Origin of the sequence: Marinobacter nitratireducens, from assembly GCF_000708045.1 — a bacterium.
Taxonomy (GTDB): domain Bacteria; phylum Pseudomonadota; class Gammaproteobacteria; order Pseudomonadales; family Oleiphilaceae; genus Marinobacter; species Marinobacter nitratireducens.
The window spans coordinates 329,813-346,848 of sequence record NZ_ANIE01000009.1; the positions used below are offsets into that span (position 1 = coordinate 329,813).

A 17,036-nucleotide genomic window follows, 5' to 3' on the forward strand; every position below is an offset into this window, starting at 1 on the left:
TCTGGCTAGTGGGACTGGTTGCGTACTATGCCCTGTTCGTTTGCCTTGAACGATAAGGTAGCTTGCGAAGCATGTCACCATAAGCCGAGCGTGGGGGTTGGCGCAATCATCCATGCGCATTAGTGCGATAGAGATGATGACGGATTCGGGCCCCGGGGCTAACCTGTGTGGCGCGCCAGAGTCTGTGAGGGTAACTCGCCGAACAGCTGCTTGTAGTCTGCGGCAAACTGGCTGAGGTGGTAAAAGCCGTTGAACGCAGCGGCGTCGGAAACGGACGTGGTCGAGTCCTTGCTCAACAGTCGTTTTACGCGGTTCAGCCGACTGACTCTGAGGAACTGGGACGGGCTCATGCCAAGAATGCTCTCAAAGCTGTACTGCAGGGTACGCCGGCTGACACAGCCCACTTCACAGAGTTCTGCCATGGTCAGGGGCAGGTCACTGACCCTCTCTATGTGTTCCCGAATACGTTCAACCACCGCTTTCCGGTGGTGATAGCTGGGTGTGACCGAGTCATTTGGCTGCTCCCGCTTCAGCACTTCCAGCAGCGCGATCATCAAAAGATCGTAGTGGATGTGGCTGTCGATAGAGCCGGTTTTCGAGTTGATAATCCGGCCCAGCAGATAGCTGATCTGCTGCAGGGTTTTTTGGGGAAGCTGAAGACGCGGCACATCTGAACAGTCCAGGCTTTTGACCGAAATCCCTTGCTGTTCCGCGGCGCTTGTCAGGTCATGTTTGGCAATGACGATGCCCAGCATATCGAAGCGGTCAGGGGTTACGAGGTCAAACGCTCGGCTGCCAGGTCGGTATAGGATGTCGTTACCCTCAACCGCCTGTCCGTTGATCCTGCAGCCATCCCGTTTACTGGGAATCCCGAACCAGAAAGCGTCTTCTCGCACCATGCATTGCTGGTGAAGGGTCTGGCTGCTGTGTTCGTTATAGACCTGCATGTCGCCCAGTCTCAGTTCATCAATCCGGCCATAAAATCGGCCGGAACCTACCTGATCGTACTTTTGGTTCCAATCCGTCAGGTTCGCCGCCTGTTCGTTGGCATCATCGGTTGCTGTGACGCACTTCTTTGGTGCGGTTTTTTGTTTTTTGTCGTGCATGCGGGCCTCCCAGGAGTCGCTGCCTACCAGCATGGTTCCACTTTCTGCGTTCTGCCAACTGAACTTTTCGCCTGATTTCATTGCACTTCCGAAGTAGAAAAGGTTTGCCGAATTTCGATAACCCGTCATCAGCGGGGTGGCTAGAGTAGAGCTATCAGCAAATTCCATTCCTTGCCGGTGTGCGCGGTGGTAAGGCGTTGTACGGTGTCGGGAGGTCGACATGAACCATAAATATTCATACATGCTCGGGCAGCGGACGTGGCAGTTCAGGGATCTGGCGGACCTGATGGCCAAGGCGACACCTGGCCGATCCGGGGATCGACTCGCGGGCGTTATTGCCGAGTCGGCAGAGGAGCGTGTTGTTGCCCAGATGAGACTTTCGGAGTTGCCACTGAAGACATTTCTGTCCGAGGCCCTGATCCCTTATGAGCAGGACGAAGTGACGCGGCTGATCCTGGATGATCATGACGCCGTGGCCTTTCAGGCAATCGCTCATCTTACCGTTGGGGATTTCAGAAACTGGTTGCTGAGTGATCATGCGACACCGGACGCGCTGGAGCGATTGCGTTCCGGACTGACCCCGGAAATGGTGGCAGCGGTCAGCAAGTTGATGCGCAATCAGGACCTGATTCTGGTGGCGCGCAAATGCCACGTACACACCGCGTTCCGAAACACCATTGGATTGCCGGGTCACCTTTCTACTCGGCTGCAGCCAAATCATCCCACAGACGATGTGGCGGGTATTGCGGCAAGCATCCTCGATGGCCTGTTATATGGCAGCGGGGACGCGGTTATCGGTATCAATCCGGCGACGGACAACGTGTCTCAGGCTGTGAAGCTCATGCATTTAATGGATGAGGTGATCCGCAAATACGACATTCCAACCCAGTCCTGTGTCCTTACTCACGTGACCAACACGCTGGAAGCGATTGAGCAGGGCGCCCCGGTGGACCTGGTGTTCCAGTCCATCGGTGGCACCGAAGCGACCAACAGCAGTTTTGGTTTCAACCTTGCGAATCTTCAGGAGGCACGGGATGCCGCCCTTTCCCTGAACCGGGGCACTGTTGGGCAGAACGTCATGTATTTCGAGACTGGACAGGGCAGTTCGCTATCGGCTGATGCGCACCACGGTCTTGATCAGCAGACATGTGAGGCTCGGGCTTATGCCGTCGCACGCAAGTTCGAGCCTTTGCTGGTTAATACGGTGGTCGGTTTTATTGGTCCGGAATACCTGTTTGATGGCAAAGAAATCATCCGGGCGGGTCTGGAGGACCACTTCTGCGCCAAGCTTCTCGGTGTGCCCATGGGGTGCGACATCTGCTACACCAACCACGCCGAAGCCGACCAGAACGACATGGATAACCTGCTGACCCTGCTGGGAGTGGCGGGTTGCACCTTCATCATGGGTATTCCCGGTTCTGACGACATCATGCTCAATTACCAGACCACATCCTTCCACGACGCGCTCTATGCCCGGCGGGTCCTTGGACTCAAGCCGGCACCGGAATTCGAGGCCTGGCTCGAGCGGATGAACATTTTTGAGAACGTGAAAACGCACTCCCCCAACGACGCGCTGCCCCATGCGTTCCGGGGCAGTCTGAAAGGTATTGCTCAGGAGGTCCGTGATGAGTGACCAGAACCGCCCCATCGTTACCGATAATGTCTGGAGCGCGCTTCGCCGCTATACCGATGCGCGGATTGGTCTGGGGCGCGCCGGAATCAGCCTCCCGACGGCCGAACTCCTGAAGTTTCAGCTCGCCCATGCCCGGGCTCGGGATGCTGTCCATTTGCCTCTGGATGTAAACCGTCTGTCCGCCGAGCTGCGCCAGTTGAGCGTGGCAGATAAGCCGTTGGCGCCTGAGGTTCTCCACAGCCAGGCTGATGACCGGTTTACCTACCTCCAGCGGCCGGATCTCGGGCGGCGTCTGGCAGACGATTCGCGCAACAGGCTGCAGGCCCTGTCACTGGCTGATGATGCTGTCCCTGATCTGGCCATTGTGATCGTTGACGGACTCTCATCCTCTGCCGTTCAGAGCAATGTGGTGCCCTTTCTTGAGCAGTTCCTGACGGATCTGGAGGCGGAGCCGAGACCCTGGCAGCTGGCTCCGGTGACCGTGGTTCAACAAGGCCGCGTAGCGATCGGTGACGAGATCGGGGACCTGCTGAAGGCGCGCATGGTGATTCTGCTGGTTGGTGAGCGGCCGGGGCTGAGTTCGCCAGACAGTCTGGGGATATATCTGACCTTCGGCCCGGTAAGCGGGCTTACGGATGCCCGCAGGAACTGTATTTCGAACGTTCGCCCGGCCGGTCTGGCGTTTGGCCATGCCAGCCAGCGTCTGCTTTACCTGATCCGGGAGGCAGATCGTCTGAAATTATCCGGCGTCGGTCTGAAAGATCGGACCGAAGAAGTGGTAATCGACAATAACAGCAAACACAGCAATTTTCTGACTAACTGAAAACACGAATCTGGATACAATGCACCATGGCAAAACAACTTGATGATGACTACCTGGCCAAGCGCCAGTTGAAGAAGGGAAGCGCCGGCTGGATTCTGCTGGCGGGTCTTGGCGTGTCCTATGTGATTTCGGGGGATTTCGCTGGCTGGAACTTTGGTATTGGTGAAGCGGGCTGGGGTGGCTTTGCCGTGGCCATAGGGCTGATGGCGGTTATGTATTTTGCCCTTGTGCTCTCCCTCGCCGAGATGTCTGCTGCGATTCCTGCTGCCGGTGGTGGTTACAGTTTTGCCCGCCACGCCATGGGAGCGACCGGTGGCTACCTGACCGGGTTGGCGGTATTGATCGAATACGCCCTGGCACCTGCCGCCATCGTAATTTTTATCGGGGCAGCGGTTGAAGAGCTGTTGGGCGTCAATGGCCCCTGGGTTTATGCATTGTTCTACGCGGTTTTCGTCGGTATTCACCTGGCAGGCGTTGGTGAAGCGCTCAAAGTGATGATGGTGATCAGCGGTCTGGCGGTGTTTGCTATTCTCGCAACCGCCGCGGTTCTGGTGGGCGATTTTGATGCTACCAACCTGTTCAATATCGCCGCGAGCGATGCCGCAGGCGCAAGCGAGTTCCTGCCTTTTGGATGGTACGGTGTCTGGGCCGCACTGCCGTTCGCCATGTGGCTGTTCCTGGCCGTGGAAGGCGTTCCTCTGGCGGCGGAGGAAGCAAAGGATCCGAAGCGCGATATGCCTAAAGGTATCATCGGTGCCATGCTGTTCCTCCTGTTTACTGCTCTGCTCGTGGTTGTTCTTCTGGCGGGCGCAGCCGGCGCGGAAACCATTGGTGCCAGCGGTGTGCCTCTTGTCGATGCCCTGAAAGTAACCGGCAATCCGACTCTGGCAACGGTCATTAACGTACTGGGCCTGGCGGGCTTGATCGCTTCCTTCTTTTCAATTATTTATGGCTACAGCCGTCTGGTATTCGCGCTGTCCCGGGCGGGATATCTGCCCAAGGCATTGTCTCTGACCAGCAAGCGCAAGGCGCCGATGTGGGCGCTGATTGTGCCGGGCGTATTCGGTTTCCTGGTCTCGCTGTCCGGCGAAGGTGACCTGATACTGGGTATGGCGGTTGTCGGCGCAACTATCTCCTATGCCCTGATGGCCGTGAGCCACATTCTGCTGCGGCTGCGGCAGCCGACTCTGCACCGCCCGTACCGTACTCCGGGAGGTATCATGACGTCAGGTATCGCACTGGTGTTGTCTCTCATCGCGCTGACTGGTGTATATGCCTTCGACCCCCGTGCCTTTAACTACACTATTGTGCTGTTTGCGGTGGGAGCGGCTTACTACTTCATCTATGGGCGGCACCAGTTGGTGGCCAAGTCGGCGGAAGAGGAGTTGGCTCTGGTCCTGGATGCGGAATCATCGTTGGATGAACACGAGGCGCCGGAATTTCGGCCCGAGCCAGTGAAAGCCTGACTTTACAAAATCGGAGACCAGGTAGTTGAGTTCAGATGTCCGATCACCGGAGGACGATGCCCGGCGAAGCTTCATTGCGGTCTGTGTTTCCCTGACATTCTGCTTTGTCGTCTATTCCATGCTGCTTGTTGTGGTGCCTGTCTACGGACTGGAGCTGGGCGCGTCCCCGTTGATGTTGGGGGTTGTTCTGAGTTCCCAGTACCTGCTGCCCTTGATCATGGCGATACCACTGGGTGGCTTGGTCGCGCGTTTTGGTGGCCGGGTGAACCTGATTGCTGGTGGTGTGATCATGGGTGGCGGGTTGTTAACCATGCAGGCTGTACCGGGTTATGCCGGGTTGATTCTCGGGCAGTTGCTGGTTGGGCTGGCGCATTTGCAGATGGTGCTGTCGGCGCAGACTGTGATTTCGTCGCTGGCCTCGGGGACCAGACTTGAGGGCTATTTCGGCTGGTATTCCACGTGGCTATCCGGCGGTCAGGTCATTGGCCCGCTGCTGGCTGGCTTCTGGATCGAGTCTTCGGGAGGCTTTGGCGCTCTGTTCCTGATGATGGCGGTCGTCGCCTTGCTCGGGGGAATTGCGGGATTGTGGTTGGCGGGTGATGCCGTTCAAGGCATCAAGGTCGGCCGGGCCGAATCGGGGTTCCGGGCACAGGCCAGGCTAATGCGCGAGAATACCGGCGTGCAGGTGTCCGTGGCGATTACCGTTGCGGGCATGTTTGCCCTGGGTGTCTACGGCAGCTATTTGCCCGTCTACCTCCACAGCCTCGAGGTGAGTGCGGCGTTGATCGGGATCATGGTCAGCCTGCGGGCGGGTGTGTCCATGGTAATCCGGCCGTTCATCCCCAAGATCATACAGGCCGCTGGTGGTCGGGCGAGGGCAACCAGTCTGGCGCTGGCCACCCTGGCGATAGGTCTCGGCGGGCTTGGCTTTGCGACAGGTGTTGCGGCCGTTGTGCTGCTGTCGATACTGGTGGGGCTGGGCGGCGGCCTGAGCCAGCCGCTATCCATGGTGGTGCTGGCAGAAAGCGTGGGCCGTGAGCAACGCTCCGGGGCCCTGGGCATGAGGCTGATGGCCAACCGTGCCATTCACTTTCTCGCGCCCCTGTGGTTCGGGGCCATTCTTGAGCTTAGCGGATTCGGCGCTTCGTTTGCCCTGTCGGGCGTTCTCGTTGCCGGTATTGCTTTACTGCTTGTTCGCCTGAATCGACCCTGAAGAAGACGTGCGTTAGAAGCGAACGCCTTCAATCTGACTGCGACGGCGGTAGTGGGTAAGCACCACGTTCACGGCTGCCAGGGCCAGGAAAAGGGCTATGCCTTTGCCAACCAGTGCATGCACGTCGGGGTTGGGTGCCGCGCTGGCGGTCACCAGGATCAGGCCAAGAATATTGCGTGCCAGGCGGATCGTCAGCATGGCCCCGAGATAGCCCGCCTCCATCATGGTTTCTGCGTTGCGCAGGCACCGGTTGAAGGCGGGCATCAGGTGCACCGTGTGCAGCATCAGGGTAATAAAAATAAGGACTTGAAGAACAATCAGTAACGTCATAACGGCTGAATATGAGTATTGAGCTGGTTAAAAATTGTTCGCGATTATCCCCGATTGGCCAGAAATTGCAAATCTCAGGCTGCCCTCAACTTCCTGGCTGCTGCCACCATATGGGTCAGTGCCGGCACGACTTCCTCCCATTGCCGGGTTTTCAGGCCGCAGTCCGGATTGACCCATAATCGTTCCGCAGGAATACGTTTCGCCGCCTCTTTCATCAGACTGACGACCTGCTCCTCGGAAGGAATGTTGGGGCTGTGGATATCGTAGACCCCGGGGCCAATCTCATTCGGGTAGTCGAACCGGTCGAACACATCTAGCAGCTCCATATCCGACCGGGACGTCTCAATGGTGATCACGTCGGCGTCCATTCGGGCGATGGCATTGATGATGTCATTGAATTCCGAGTAACACATGTGGGTGTGGATCTGAGTGTCGTCCTTCACACCGTTCGCGCTGATCCGGAAACACTCGACTGCCCAGTCCAGGTAGGCCTGCCACTCTGAGCGACGCAACGGCAGGCCCTCCCGCAGCGCCGCTTCGTCAATCTGGATAATGCTGACGCCAGCCGCCTCGAGATCCAGGACTTCCTGGCGTATGGCCAAAGCCAGCTGTTTGCAGCTCTCGCTACGAGGCTGGTCGTCCCGTACGAAGGACCAGTTGAGAATGGTCACCGGACCGGTGAGCATGCCTTTCATCGGTTTGTCGGTGAGGGATTGGGCGTATCGTATCCAATTCACGGTCATGGCCTTGGGTCGGCTGATGTCGCCAAACAGAATGGGCGGTTTCACGCAGCGCGAACCGTAAGACTGCACCCAACCGAACCGGGTGAAGGCAAAGCCATCAAGCTGTTCACCGAAGTACTCGACCATGTCATTGCGTTCGGCCTCCCCATGCACAAGCACATCGAGCCCAAGCTTCTCCTGCTCACGGATGGCGTACTCGATCTCCGACTTCATCCGTTGCTCGTAGGCTGAGGCCGAGAGCTCCTGTTTCCGGAATGCCTGCCGGGCCTGGCGGATGTTCGGGGTTTGCGGGAAAGAGCCTATGGTCGTGGTCGGGAAATCAGGCAGGTTCAGGCGTGCAGATTGTGCCCGGGCCCGATCGGGATAGGGGCTCTGGCGCTGTCCCAGAGCGGTGTCAGCACAAGCTATGGCCTCCCGGACCGCCGGGTTGTGGACCCGGTTTGACTGCTTTCGGGCGGCGATAGCTTTCTGGTTATTCGCCAGGGCCTCGGCCACGGCGTTGCGACCTTCGTTGATTGCCCGGCCTAGAAGAACCACCTCATCGATTTTCTGTTGCGCGAAGGCCAGCCATTGGCGAAGGTCGTGGTCCAGATTTTCTTCGCTGTCCAGGTCAACGGGAACGTGTAGCAGGGAACAGGAGGGGGCAATCCACAGCCGTTCGCTCAGACGCTGCGCCAGCGGTTCGAGCCAGTCAAGAACCGTGTTGAGATCGGTTTTCCAGATGTTACGACCATCAACCACGCCGAGCGACAGGACTTTGTGGGCGGGCAGCCAGTCAGCGACCCGGGCAACTTCCTCGGGGGCCCGAACCGCGTCAATGTGGAGTCCGGCGACCGGCAGGTTGCAGGCCTGTTGAAGATTCTCGCGGAGACCGCCGAAATAGTTGGTGAGCAACAGCTTCGGTCGATTCGCTTTGAGGGTGTGGTATGCCGTTTCCAGTGCCTGTTTCCAGGCTGGCTCCAGCTCGGTGGACAGCACGGGTTCGTCGACCTGAACCCATTCGGCACCGGCATCCGCCAACTGCTCCAGCAGTTGGCTGTATAGCGGCAACAGGGATTCCAGCAGATCCAGCGGTTTGGAGTCGTCTTTTTCCTTGCAGAGCCACAGATAGGTGACCGGGCCGATGATGACCGGTTTCGCGTTGATGCCGTCCGCCCTGGCTTCCGACAATTGGGCCAGCAGGCGATTCGGGTTCAGTGTAAAGCGGGTCTCGCGAGTGACTTCCGGTACGATGAAATGGTAATTGGTATCAAACCACTTGGTCATTTCGCCCGCGTGCACACCGCCGCAGCCACAGTCCGGTGCTGAGCGGCCCCGGGCGACACGGAAGTAGTTATCGAGTTCACTCCCCTCCAGACTGGCAACCCGCTCAGGCAAATGGCCCAGGGTAAAGCTCATGTCCAGTACCTGGTCATAGAGTGAAAAGTCGCCAACCGGCTGCAGGTCCAGGCCACTCTGGATAAGCCGGTTGGTCTGCCGGATTTGCCCGGCGACAGCCTGTAAATCCCGTTCTTCAGACAGTCCCTTCCAGTAGCCTTCAAGAGCAAATTTCAGTTCCCGGCGTGCGCCGATGCGTGGGAATCCAAGGTTGTGAATCCTTGCCATGTCATATCCTCCAAATCGTAAGGAGGCCAGATTAGGAGAAATAAGACATGAGAAATAATGTTATTATTTCATTTTTCCATGAAATCTGTTCATGTGGTGTTCCATGATTGAACGTACGCACCTGAGGATTTTCAGAGAGATTGATCGCCAGGGGTCCCTGACGGCGGCGGCCGAGAGTCTGCACCTGACCCAGTCCGCCTTGAGCCATACCATTCGCAAACTGGAGGAGCGTGTGGGTACAGCCCTCTGGCGCCGGGAAGGGCGCCAGCTGCGACCAACCCAGGCGGGGGAGTATCTGCTGCGGGAGTCATTGCGGTTGTTACCCCAGCTTGAGCGGATCGACGAGGTACTGGCCGGCTACGCTGCCGGCGAGCAGGGTACGCTCCGCATCGGCATGGAGTGTCATCCCTGCTACCAGTGGCTCCTGAAAGTGGTTGATCCCTTTCTGGCTGAGTGGCCGGGGGTGGATGTGGATGTGAAACAGGAGTTTCAGTTCGGTGGTGTGGCGGCGTTGTTCAATCACGATATCGACATTCTGGTGACGCCGGATCCGATCGAGAAGAAAGGTATTCAGTTCGAGCCGGTGTTTCCCTACGAGCAGGTGTTGGTGGTGAGTCGGGATAGTGCGTTGGCGAGGCTTGAGCAGGCAGAACCGCATCACCTTTCAGATCAGGTGTTGTATACCTACCCGGTGGCGGTGGAACGCCTGGATATTTTTCAGCAGTTTCTGTTGCCGGCCCAAAGTAGCCCTCGGAAACATAAAACCGTGGAGGCTACCGAGATCATGCTGCAGATGGTAGCGGCGAATCGCGGGGTAGCGACTTTACCTCAGTGGTTGGTGGAGGAGTATTCGAAGCAACTACCCATCGCATCGGTCCGGCTTGGGCGAGGGGGGATTCACAAACACATTCACCTTGGAACCCGCACCGATGAGGCGCGAAGTTCCTTCGGTGAATCCTTTCTGGCCCTGGCTTTTCAGAGCGCCGGAGTGGGGAAGGTTTCGACGTGATGTATCTCTGAGCTCACTTCGTCGCTGGCTGCTTTGATGGCGCTCGGCTTTGGGACCCAATATAGAGGTAATTGCTGTGCCACTGGCGGTATGACTTCTTTGGATTCAGGTTCTCTACCGACACTACAAGCCCTGGGGCTTCGCTTGACGTGAACCGTGTCGCTTCTCCCAGGGGGACTCCGTCTCGCTCCCGCTTGATGGTCTCCCGGGTCCATCCGCTTCCCAGGCATTGCGAGACAAATCCCACGCTGGATTGATAGCGTTCGGCTGCCACTTCCGCGGCAAGGGCATTTGCAGTGCAGACATAGGCGTGATCACCGCCCGACCAGGACCAGATTTCGCAATGTCCCTTGACGAGCTGTTCTTTGGCCCGGAACAGGGTGACGGAGTGATAGTCATTTCCGGCGCCGCGATACTTTTCAAAACCGCTTGGGTAATCGTCAACGATATTGCTCAGGCTCGTGCATGGATCAGTAACCCCTACTGATAGAGGGCCATTGTTTGCACAGGCGACCAGGGTAAGGGAGATCATGCCGATAGCCAGGTGCTGAGCTGACGTTGTAACGGCTCCTTTGTGCCGCTGAACTGGTTTGCCGATTCCCATTCTTAATCTCCTTGATGGTGGGAATGCTTGGGTGACCTTGAAGCAATATCTCAGAAGATCATGGCGTTTCAGTAGGATAGATGATTTTCTCGGCTCAGTGTCAGATTTCGGCGCTGCTGTTGAACGTCAACGAGGCATTCAATTCTGAAGTTGCTTGCGATAGGTTTTTGGGGTTACCCCGAACCATTCTTTGCAGGCCCGGCTGAGCGCTGACTGCTCGGAGTAGCCGAGCAGGCCGGTAATCTGACTGAGCCCGAGGTTGGGTTCCATAAAGTACTGCCTGGCCAGACGGATACGTTCTTCGTTGAGTAACTGCTCGTAGGTCACCCCTTCTTCTGCCAGCTTCCGCTGTAAGGTGCGCTTGTGCATCGCAAGATGGGAGGCAATGGCGCCGCTGCTGCATTGCCCAGTGGGCAATAAAGTGTTGATCAGCCGGGTGACATCTTCCGACAGTGAGTGGGCATTGGGAGCCTGCTGGGAATCCAGGTATTGCTTGGCCATTTGCCATGTCTGGTGATCGGCGCTGGTGAGGGGAAGCGTCGCGATCGATGCGGGCAGATAAAGCCCGAGCACGGGGCGTTCGAATCTCGCAATACACCGGTAGACCGCATGGTAGTCTGCCTGATCTGCTATCTGTGTGTGGGGGAAATCGACAGCCAATGGCCGGAATGTCTCCCCGCACAACAGTTTCATGACCTGCACGGCATTGGCGATGGTGAGTTCTCGAGATTGTCGTCGGTACGCCTCGCCTTCACTATCGATGTTAAACGCCAATCGAAACGCTGAGGTCCCATCGAAATCAACCGGTTCAAAGGCCATCGACAGAGCCGGGGCATGCAGGTGCAGGTAACCTGCAATACTCTGGATCGCTTCTCCCACTGTCAGAGAGCTGCGAGCAATCACTGAAATGGGGCCGAGAATATCGAGTCCCTGATAGTTTGCGAGCATCATCCCGAAGGCCGGGTCGTTCAGTTCCGCCGATGTGTCTTCCAGCAATGCGTTCAGGTGCTTGAATACCAGGAAGGATTGGTCGTCCCGTTGTTCCGCTGGCGGGATATGGTGACGGGCCAGTAACGGGATCGGATCACCGCCTTTGCTTCTGACCAGTTCGTCATACCCCCACAGGTTTGTGGCCCGGATAAGACTGGACACGCGCCCTCCGAATGATTTTTGTTGTTTCGTCGGCTTTTGGCTGGAGCTTTCTTTGAGTTATATCAAATGTCGCGATTCGTCAAAAATATGTCCGTATCCGGCAATATTGTCAAGCGCGGGATTTGGCATCGTACGAGCGTCAAGTCGTGAAACCAAAAACAAGGAAAACGCTATGACCGCTCAGCACTTCGACCTCATTATCATTGGCGCGGGCCTATCCGGTATAGGAAGTGCCTGCCGTATTGCCGAGAAGTACCCGAACAAGAGTATGGCCATTCTTGAGCGCCGAGAGGCGATGGGGGGAACGTGGGATCTGTTCCGATATCCGGGTATTCGCTCAGACTCTGATATGGCCAGCTTTGGCTACAACTTTAAACCCTGGTACTCCGATCAGGTGCTGGCGAAGGGCGGGGATATCCGGAACTATGTGGCGGAGACGGCGCGAGAGTTCGGGATTCAGGATAAGGTCCATTACGGTCTGAAAATTACCAGTGCGGACTGGTCGGGTGATGACCAACGTTGGACGGTAACGGCTATCCATGAGAAGAGTGGAGAACTCCGCCATTTCACCTGCAACTTCATGCTCAACTGCGCCGGATACTACAACTTCGATCAGGGCTATCGTCCCGACTTTGAAGGCCAGGAAAACTTCAGGGGCGAGATTGTTCACCCCCAGTTCTGGCCGGAAAACCTGGAATACGCCGGTAAGAAGGTCGTTGTCATCGGAAGCGGCGCCACCGCTATTACCGTGGTTCCGGCAATGGCGGAGAAAGCGGCAAGTGTGACGATGTTGCAGCGCTCGCCCAGTTACATCATGGCGATGCCGGACACCGACAGGATCTCCATGGTTCTGAATACATTCCTGCCGAAGAAGACTGTCTTCAAAATGGCCCGCAAACGCAACATCCTGTTCCAGCGTGGTCTCTACCTGGCCTGCGAAAAATGGCCTAATGCCATGCGCAAGGTCATGCTTGGGCATATGCGCCGACAGGTGGGGCCGAACGTCGACATGCGTCACTTCACACCGAAGTACAATCCCTGGGAACAGCGCCTGTGCGCGGCACCGGATGGTGATTTCTTCAAAAGCCTGCGTTCAGGCAAGAGTCATATCGTGACGGATCAAATTGATCACTTCTCGGAGAACGGCATCGTGCTCAAGTCCGGCCAGGAGCTGGAAGCGGATATCGTCGTGACTGCAACGGGTCTGGACGTTCAGTTGATGGGCGGCCTGCAGCTGAAGCTGGATGGTAAAGATGTGGATATGCCCAAGAAGCTGATCTACAAGGGGATTATGATGCAGGATGTGCCCAACTATGGCTGGATTTTCGGGTACACCAATGCACCGTGGACTCTGAAATGTGATATCGGAGGCCAGTACATCTGCCGTCTGTTTGATCTGATGGAAAAGCGCGGTGCCAGGGTGGTGCGCCCTGTCGACCTTGAGGGCAATGAAACCGGGGTAGGCATGCTGGACGGGTTTGCTCCCGGCTACATCATGCGCGCCAAGGATCGTATGCCACGGCAGGGCAGGGAAGGTCCCTGGAAAGTGACGATGCATTACGGCAAGGACAAACAAATGCTGGTGGAAGACCCGGTCGATGATGGTGTGCTCCAGTTTGAGCAGCCGGAGGCGGCGAACAACAGCAGTAACCGAGCTATGAAGGCCTCGGCCTGACAGCCAGTGATCGGGAGATCTGATGATGTTGACTGACAGCAAACCGCCCGTGGTCATGATCCATGGCATGTGGAGTGATGCGGGCACCATGAAGGACGTTCGTGATGCGTTCTCGCGGGAAGGGTATCAGGTCGATGCGGTGACCCTTCCCCATCATGGCACCCGCGCTGAGCATACGGAGGCGAGTCGGGCCGCCCTGGCCAGTACCAAGCTTCAGGATTATGTCGCGTTCCTGACGGACCGTGTCCGGAAACTGGACCGCCCCCCTATTCTGGTCGGGCACTCCATGGGTGGGCTGCTTGCGCAGCTCACGGCGGCCCGGGTGCCCTGTGAAAGGCTGATTCTGTTGTCGTCCGCTGCACCAGCGGGCATTAATGGGTTGGGTATTTCGGTGTTCCGAACCCTGGGTACCAACCTTCTGCGCTTTCCTCTGTGGAAAAGTACCACCGAGCTGAAACTGGCAAACGTTCGCTACGGTATCGCCAACTCCCAGAGCGACGACGAGCAGCGGGACATCTATGAGCACTGTGGCTACGAATCGGGCATGGTGACCTTCCAGATGACGCTGGCGGCGTTTACCAAACGGGTATTCGCCCATGTGCCTCCGGACAGTATTACCTGTCCGGTGCTCATCATTGGCGGTTCGGAGGACCGTGTGACGCCTTTTAGAATCCAACGAAGCATCGCTCGCCGCTACGGCGACCGATGCCAGTTGGTGGAAATTCCAGGATGCTGCCACTGGACGATTGGTGGCCGCTTTTTTGGAGAAATCAGTCAGGTGATGTTTGAGTGGCTGGAGAAGCCCGGAGCAGTGTGAGTGCTGTCGCGACGGTGGCAGACAATACCAGTGCCCCGACAAAGGGCGCCAGCGTTGGTACTCCGCCCGGGAAGCTGGCAATCTGGATGGCCTCCACCAGACTGCCAGTGATCACCCAATCGGGCAGTATGGCTCCGACCAGACCTGCGACGGCTCCGGCCATTGCGGCCTGATGGTTAACCCTGGACCACAAACCCATCAATACCGGAATGATCGCGGTCGCGCAGAGCAGGTCAGCAATCAGGAACAGGCGAAGTACCGACGCACCCTGCAACGCCACCAGAATCACCGGCACCATGAGCGCCACGGTTATCCAGCGTGCAGCCCTCAGGGTCAGCCCGGATTTCGCGGACACCGCGAGTGACGCAATACCATTCTGCAGTGTGTCAACGGATGAGGCCACCAGGGTGACCGCCAGTACCAGCGCTACCGCCCCAAGCCACTGGGGCGCTTCGTTGAGCAGAGCAAAAAACGGAATCGGCGGTGTGCCCAGGTCCAGCCCGGCCATGGCGGCGCTGATCCCAAGCGCACCAACGGCGGCGACCACGATGATGGTGGTGATGCCACCCAGCGCCGCACCTTTCCAGAGTGACGCCGTATCTCTGGCAGCCCAGACGCGTTGCCAGTAGCCCTGATGGAACAGGTTGGCGGCGGTCACGGCGAGCACCAGAGTCAGCGCCACACTCACGGCACTCCAGAACGGAATGCCCGGTAACTCGGCGGACTCCGTGACTGCAGGAAGGTGCTTCCAGTCCACGAAAAACACCGCGGCCAGCAGCGCCATCAGGAGCACCGCCTGCCAGCGATCGGTGGCCAGGCTGGCCCGTAACCCACCCCAGGCGGTGTAAACCAGGGTGGTCACGGCAACACCGATAATCACCAGCTGCCCGTTCAGGTCAGACAACAGCCCGGTAATCGCACCAATGGCCGTTAACTCGGCGGCCAGGAAACAGGCCATGTAAAGCACCGAAATCAGGGACACCCAATGCCTCATGCCTTTGCCGAAGCGCTGGTCGGCAAACTCGCTGATGCTACGGCCCTGCGGCATCTGTTTGCGAATCTGCGGTCCGAGTATGGCGAAGACGATAAAGGGCAGGGCTGCACCCAGCGCATAGCCCGCCAGCGCGACCGGGCCTACAAAGGCGCCCACTTCGGGCGGTGCAAAGAGAATCCACGCCCCCATGCCAGAGGCAAGAAATGAAAGGCCAATGGCCGTGGCACCCTGGCTATTCCGCGCCGTCACGTAATCATCGAGGTTGTCGGATGTTTTACGGGCGCGCAGGCCCAGCCAGGTAAAAAGGCATAAAGCCGCTAACAGGGCGATGGAGTGGGTCAGGATCATGGTTGAGTCACGGTTTGTTGATGTGGGGCAACCATATCAGAGATCACCCGGAACGAAACAGAAAAGGCCCGCGTTTTCACGCAGGCCTTTTCAAGGTATGACTGAGACTCAGTCTGTCTGTTACAGGTCCTTGAACGCCCGAGTGGTGTCCTGCAGGACTTCTTTGGCGTCGCCTTTCACCATCAGGCTGTTGTCCTTGATGAACAGGCTGTTGGGGATGCCGGCAAAGCCGGGTGACAGGCTCCGCTTCACCACAACGACGGTCTTGGCCTTGTGAACATCCAGAATCGGCATGCCATAGATCGGGGAGCTGGGCTCCTCGGCTGCGGCCGGGTTGACCACGTCATTGGCCCCGAGAACGATGGCGACGTCAGCCTGGGGCAGTTCCGGGTTGATGGCGTCCATGTCCTTGAGGTGGTCATAAGGAATTTCTGCCTCAGCCAGCAGTACGTTCATATGACCAGGCATTCGACCGGCCACCGGGTGAATCGCGTAGCGTACGTTGGCGCCGCGGCTCTCGAGTTGAGACGCCAGCTCTTTCACGGCGTGTTGGGCCTGGGCGACCGCGAGGCCGTAGCCCGGAACCATGACAACATTTCTGGCGCTGTCCAGCAGCAGCGCGAGGTCGTCCGGGGTTGCGTATTTCACCTTGCCGGCATAGAAATCGCCTTCGTCGCGACTGGCGGATGCACTGTCGGCCTGTCCAAAGGCTCCGCCGAACAGCACGTTAGGCAGGGAGCGGTTCATGGCTTTGCACATTACGGCGGTCAGGATCAGGCCCGAGGCACCGACCAGTGAGCCGGTGATGATCAGCCCCTGGTTATCCAGCACAAAGCCGGTAGCGGCGCCAGCCAGCCCGGAGTAGGCGTTCAGCAGCGCGACGACCACGGGCATATCAGCTCCGCCAATCGGTTGGACCAGCCCGACGCCAAGCAGCAGGCAAAGCCCGACCAGCCCGGCAAGGACCAGTGGGTGAGCGCCCTGACCGGCGACAAAGAAGGCGCCAATGGTGATCACGGAAAGCAGAGCCAGAAGCGTGACACTCTGCCAGAGCGCTTTCTTGCGGGAGTCGCCAATGGTTCCGTGCAGTTTCAGCACAGCGACCAACGAACCTGCGATGGTGACGGAACCAATGACGATGGATAGCAGGATCGCGATGGTCCAACCCGCTGCCCCAAGGTTTGCGCTTGAATGGGCAAAGAGCCAGGTGCTCGCGCCTACGGTCACAGAGGCGGCACCGCCGATGCCGTTAAGGCTGGCGACCAGTTCCGGCATCTGGGTCATGGCCGTGCGTTTGGCCAGCCAGACACCGATCCCGCCGCCGAGCAGCATACCCGCGATGATGGTGGCGTAGCTGATGATGTCTTTATGCAGCAGGGCCGCAACGATAGCGATCAGCATACCGATGGCGGCGATCTGATTGCCGCGCACCGCCGTGTTCGGTTTGGTCATGCCTTTGATGCCGAGAATGAAACAAACCGCAGCAGCAAGGTAGGAAAAATTGATCAGTGCAAACAT

The 17,036-nt window shown here is 57.9% G+C and carries 14 protein-coding genes; 7 read left to right on the forward strand and 7 right to left on the reverse strand.

Going from position 1 to position 17,036, the window contains the following annotated elements; all coding sequences use genetic code 11:
* Nucleotides 1-158: 158 nt before the first annotated feature.
* Nucleotides 159-1,187 carry a helix-turn-helix domain-containing protein gene (locus D777_RS15550; protein ID WP_201443390.1) on the reverse strand — a complete coding sequence of 343 codons (1,029 nt, stop codon included), beginning with the start codon at nt 1,185-1,187 and terminating at the stop codon, nt 159-161.
* A gap of 139 nt (nt 1,188-1,326) precedes the next feature.
* Here D777_RS15550 and D777_RS15555 point away from each other — a divergent pair, with 139 nt between their 5' ends.
* The 4 genes from D777_RS15555 to D777_RS15570 are packed head-to-tail and all read left to right on the forward strand — an operon-like array spanning nt 1,327 to nt 6,241.
* The gene (locus tag D777_RS15555; RefSeq protein ID WP_036134041.1) at nt 1,327-2,739 is read left to right on the forward strand and encodes an ethanolamine ammonia-lyase subunit EutB; all 1,413 of its coding nucleotides are present in this window, start codon (nt 1,327-1,329) and stop codon (nt 2,737-2,739) included.
* Nucleotides 2,732-3,562, forward strand: a complete 831-nt coding sequence (gene eutC, locus D777_RS15560; protein ID WP_036134043.1) for an ethanolamine ammonia-lyase subunit EutC — start codon at nt 2,732-2,734, stop codon at nt 3,560-3,562. The genes D777_RS15555 and eutC overlap by 8 nt, the downstream gene beginning before the upstream one ends.
* Before the next feature lie 26 nt (nt 3,563-3,588).
* Complete coding sequence (eat, locus tag D777_RS15565; RefSeq protein ID WP_036134045.1) at nt 3,589-5,028, forward strand: ethanolamine permease; 1,440 nt, start codon at nt 3,589-3,591, stop codon at nt 5,026-5,028.
* Nucleotides 5,029-5,053: 25 nt separating this feature from the next.
* Nucleotides 5,054-6,241, forward strand: a complete 1,188-nt coding sequence (locus tag D777_RS15570; protein WP_227501799.1) for an MFS transporter — start codon at nt 5,054-5,056, stop codon at nt 6,239-6,241.
* Between the two features lie 12 nt (nt 6,242-6,253).
* On the opposite strand, the gene D777_RS15575 is transcribed toward D777_RS15570, so the two are convergent.
* Both D777_RS15575 and metE read right to left on the reverse strand, forming a co-directional pair.
* Nucleotides 6,254-6,571: a hypothetical protein gene (locus D777_RS15575; protein ID WP_036134047.1), complete on the reverse strand. Its 318-nt coding sequence runs from the start codon at nt 6,569-6,571 to the stop codon at nt 6,254-6,256.
* A gap of 74 nt (nt 6,572-6,645) precedes the next feature.
* Entirely contained in the window at nt 6,646-8,919 is a 2,274-nt protein-coding gene (gene metE / locus D777_RS15580; RefSeq protein WP_036134049.1) for a 5-methyltetrahydropteroyltriglutamate--homocysteine S-methyltransferase, read from the reverse strand.
* 103 nt (nt 8,920-9,022) lie between these two features.
* Here metE and D777_RS15585 point away from each other — a divergent pair, with 103 nt between their 5' ends.
* Nucleotides 9,023-9,928: a LysR family transcriptional regulator gene (locus D777_RS15585; protein WP_036134469.1), complete on the forward strand. Its 906-nt coding sequence runs from the start codon at nt 9,023-9,025 to the stop codon at nt 9,926-9,928.
* A gap of 13 nt (nt 9,929-9,941) precedes the next feature.
* On the opposite strand, the gene D777_RS15590 is transcribed toward D777_RS15585, so the two are convergent.
* On the reverse strand, nt 9,942-10,532 hold the full coding sequence (locus D777_RS15590) for a hypothetical protein (RefSeq protein ID WP_051669143.1): 591 nt from the start codon (nt 10,530-10,532) through the stop codon (nt 9,942-9,944).
* Between the two features lie 138 nt (nt 10,533-10,670).
* Nucleotides 10,671-11,684 carry an AraC family transcriptional regulator gene (locus tag D777_RS15595; protein ID WP_036134051.1) on the reverse strand — a complete coding sequence of 338 codons (1,014 nt, stop codon included), beginning with the start codon at nt 11,682-11,684 and terminating at the stop codon, nt 10,671-10,673.
* A gap of 172 nt (nt 11,685-11,856) precedes the next feature.
* Here D777_RS15595 and D777_RS15600 point away from each other — a divergent pair, with 172 nt between their 5' ends.
* Both D777_RS15600 and D777_RS15605 read left to right on the forward strand, forming a co-directional pair.
* Nucleotides 11,857-13,359 (forward strand): flavin-containing monooxygenase, encoded by a 1,503-nt coding sequence (locus D777_RS15600; RefSeq protein WP_036134053.1) that lies wholly within the window; start codon nt 11,857-11,859, stop codon nt 13,357-13,359.
* Between the two features lie 22 nt (nt 13,360-13,381).
* Nucleotides 13,382-14,176 carry an alpha/beta hydrolase gene (locus D777_RS15605; RefSeq protein WP_036134055.1) on the forward strand — a complete coding sequence of 265 codons (795 nt, stop codon included), beginning with the start codon at nt 13,382-13,384 and terminating at the stop codon, nt 14,174-14,176.
* Here D777_RS15605 and D777_RS15610 read toward each other — a convergent pair.
* Both D777_RS15610 and D777_RS15615 read right to left on the reverse strand, forming a co-directional pair.
* Nucleotides 14,130-15,518: a sodium:solute symporter family transporter gene (locus D777_RS15610; protein WP_036134057.1), complete on the reverse strand. Its 1,389-nt coding sequence runs from the start codon at nt 15,516-15,518 to the stop codon at nt 14,130-14,132. The genes D777_RS15605 and D777_RS15610 overlap by 47 nt on opposite strands.
* A gap of 120 nt (nt 15,519-15,638) precedes the next feature.
* Complete coding sequence (locus D777_RS15615; protein WP_036134059.1) at nt 15,639-17,036, reverse strand: NAD(P)(+) transhydrogenase (Re/Si-specific) subunit beta; 1,398 nt, start codon at nt 17,034-17,036, stop codon at nt 15,639-15,641.

Bases quoted from the DNA above. Each gene is read 5' to 3' on its own strand.
- D777_RS15550 (WP_201443390.1), bottom strand. From the start codon at position 1,187: ATGAAATCAGGCGAAAAGTTCAGTTGGCAGAACGCAGAAAGTGGAACC.
- D777_RS15555 (WP_036134041.1), top strand. From the start codon at position 1,327: ATGAACCATAAATATTCATACATGCTCGGGCAGCGGACGTGGCAGTTC.
- eutC (WP_036134043.1), top strand. From the start codon at position 2,732: ATGAGTGACCAGAACCGCCCCATCGTTACCGATAATGTCTGGAGCGCG.
- eat (WP_036134045.1), top strand. From the start codon at position 3,589: ATGGCAAAACAACTTGATGATGACTACCTGGCCAAGCGCCAGTTGAAG.
- D777_RS15575 (WP_036134047.1), bottom strand. From the start codon at position 6,571: ATGACGTTACTGATTGTTCTTCAAGTCCTTATTTTTATTACCCTGATG.
- metE (WP_036134049.1), bottom strand. From the start codon at position 8,919: ATGGCAAGGATTCACAACCTTGGATTCCCACGCATCGGCGCACGCCGG.
- D777_RS15585 (WP_036134469.1), top strand. From the start codon at position 9,023: ATGATTGAACGTACGCACCTGAGGATTTTCAGAGAGATTGATCGCCAG.
- D777_RS15590 (WP_051669143.1), bottom strand. From the start codon at position 10,532: ATGGGAATCGGCAAACCAGTTCAGCGGCACAAAGGAGCCGTTACAACG.
- D777_RS15600 (WP_036134053.1), top strand. From the start codon at position 11,857: ATGACCGCTCAGCACTTCGACCTCATTATCATTGGCGCGGGCCTATCC.
- D777_RS15605 (WP_036134055.1), top strand. From the start codon at position 13,382: ATGATGTTGACTGACAGCAAACCGCCCGTGGTCATGATCCATGGCATG.
- D777_RS15610 (WP_036134057.1), bottom strand. From the start codon at position 15,518: ATGATCCTGACCCACTCCATCGCCCTGTTAGCGGCTTTATGCCTTTTT.
- D777_RS15615 (WP_036134059.1), bottom strand. From the start codon at position 17,036: ATGTTTGCACTGATCAATTTTTCCTACCTTGCTGCTGCGGTTTGTTTC.